The organism is Leisingera sp. F5, assembly GCF_001593695.1.
The window spans coordinates 1-2,289 of the sequence record NZ_LUKH01000484.1 but is presented as its reverse complement, the minus strand read 5'-3'; the positions used below and the strand labels follow the sequence as shown (position 1 = coordinate 2,289).

The following is a 2,289-nucleotide window of genomic DNA, read 5'->3' as shown; positions in this document are numbered from 1 at the left end:
GAAATCCAGCGCCTGCTGGGCTCGGATATCGTGATGTGTTTCGACGAATGCCCGGCGCTGCCTGCGGACCGGGAGCGGATTGCGGAATCGATGCAGCTGTCGATGCGCTGGGCAGAGCGGTCGCGCGAAGCTTTCGGCGACCGTCCCGGCCACGCGCTGTTCGGGATCATGCAGGGCGGGCTGGAGCAGGACCTGCGCGAAGAAAGCGCCGAAGCGCTGAAGAAGATCGGATTCGAAGGTTATGCGGTTGGCGGCCTTGCGGTGGGCGAGGGGCAGGAAGCGATGTTCGATTGCCTTGATTACGCCCCCGGTTTCCTGCCCGAGGACAAGCCGCGCTATCTTATGGGGGTCGGCAAGCCCGACGACATCGTCGGCGCGGTGGCCCGCGGCATCGATATGATGGACTGCGTGCTGCCGTCCCGTTCCGGCCGCACCGGGCAGGCCTTTACCCGTTATGGTGTGGTGAATATCAAGAACGCCCGCCACCAGGACGATCCGCGGCCCCTGGATGAGCAGTGCAGCTGCCCGGCCTGTTCCAGCTACTCCCGCGCCTATCTGCACCATGTGTTCCGCTCGAACGAGATGATCTCGGGGATGCTGCTGACCTGGCACAACCTGCATTATTTTCAGGAGATCATGGGAGGCATGCGGGATGCGATTGCCGCGGGCACCTTTGAGGCCTGGCAGAAAGATTTCCACGAGACCCGCGCGCAAGGCGATATCGAGCCGCTGTAACGGGCTGCCGGATACCCCCGGCGCTGCCGCGCCAGGGGCGGGTTCGGGCCGTGGGGCTTATTTCTTTCGTTTGACGCGTTTGATGCGTTTGGCCTGTTTGACCATCTTGCCAAACGCCTTGCCTGCGGCGCGGCGTTCCGCCAGGGACTGCGCGTTAAAGGCGTCCTCGGTTCGCAGCTTTTTCCAGCGTGCCACCCGGGCCGGGTCAAGCTGCCCGTCCATGATTGCGTTTTGAATGGCGCAGCCCGGTTCACTTTCGTGACGGCAATTGTTGAAATGGCAGTGCGCCGAGGTTTCAGCAAGATCTTGAAACACCATATCAATACCCTCCTGGGCGTCTGATATCTGCAGCTCGCGCATGCCGGGGGTGTCGATCAGCCAGCCGGCCCCGGACAGCCGCAGCATCTGGCGGTGAGAGGTTGTATGGCGGCCTTTGCTGTCATCTTCGCGGATTGCGCCGGTTTGCATCAGCCCTCCGCGGGCCAGGGTGTTTGCCAGCGTGGACTTGCCGACACCTGAGGAGCCGGCCAGTGCCACTGTTTCGCCCAGGCCGCACCAGGCGCGCAAGCGGTTCACCTCCGCCGGGTTGGTGGCGTCAATGGTCTCGGCAACCAGACCTGCCTGCAGGGATTGGGCCTGCAGGCGGTAGCTGTCAGGATCGTCTGCAAGGTCTGCCTTGGTCAGAATGATCACCGGGGTTGCGCCAGCCTCGTTCGTCAGCGCCAGAAATCGTTCCAGCCGGGCTATGTTGAAGTCGTGGTTGCAGGAGGTTACGATAAACAGCGTGTCGATATTGGCGGCAATCAGCTGGGTTTCGCGGCCGGTGCCTGGTGCGCGCCGTTTGAACAGGGAGGCCCGCTCAAGCAGGGCGGTGCTGTGCCCCGTTTCAGGGTCAAGCAGCAGCCAGTCCCCGACCGCGGCGCCTTCAATGGCCGGGCAAGTGAGGGGGCCGTCAGCGCTGATGAGGTCAAACTGGCTGCGGTGAATGGCGGTGATGCGGGCCGGGGTGGCGCCGTCGGCGGCATCGGCCATTTGGTGTTGGAAAAAGGGTTTGAAACCCAGCTCGCTGAGGCCGGAAGAGACCTGCGGGCGCACAGGCGGGGTCAGAAAGCCGGGAAGTTTTCTGCGGTTCATGTCGTAAAACTCTCGGAGAGCCCGTTTAACGGGCGTGGCAGGATGAAATGCGGCCAAGCATAACCGGCCCGCAAACTGCGGGACTGAAGGTTTTTGCGTTTGGTGTGGGCCGACATGCCGCGGGCCCGGATGACTCAGGTCATACAATCTCCGGTTTTCGGGGTGCAGTTTAGACGCCGGCACCGGGGTGATCAAGGTGCTGGATTTCCGGCCGCTGTCAGGTTGCATCAAGGGCTGTGTCAATGGCGGCGGCGGGCCTGTTAGGGCTTTGCTCACCCTTTCCCCATTTGCGCCCTTGTGGTCCGGGCGCGCTGCGGGCAATGTGGGCGCGACCTTGCGGCGGGCCGGTTGAAAACCGTTAACCATCCCCCCAGATAAAGACATCCAAAGAGGAGACGGGCCAAGTGCTGCCGGATACCG

2 protein-coding genes are annotated in these 2,289 nt (G+C 63.0%); one reads left to right on the top strand and one right to left on the bottom strand.

The annotated features are described in order from the left end of the window. A partial coding sequence (locus A2I95_RS32240) for a tRNA guanosine transglycosylase (protein ID WP_291736388.1) occupies positions 1-735 on the top strand: 735 nt, incomplete at its 5' end. 57 nt (positions 736-792) lie between these two features. On the opposite strand, the gene rsgA is transcribed toward A2I95_RS32240, so the two are convergent. Next, positions 793-1,869, bottom strand: coding sequence for a ribosome small subunit-dependent GTPase A (gene rsgA / locus A2I95_RS32235; protein ID WP_084294440.1), 1,077 nt, complete (start codon positions 1,867-1,869; stop codon positions 793-795). Between the last annotated feature and the right edge of the window lie 420 nt (positions 1,870-2,289).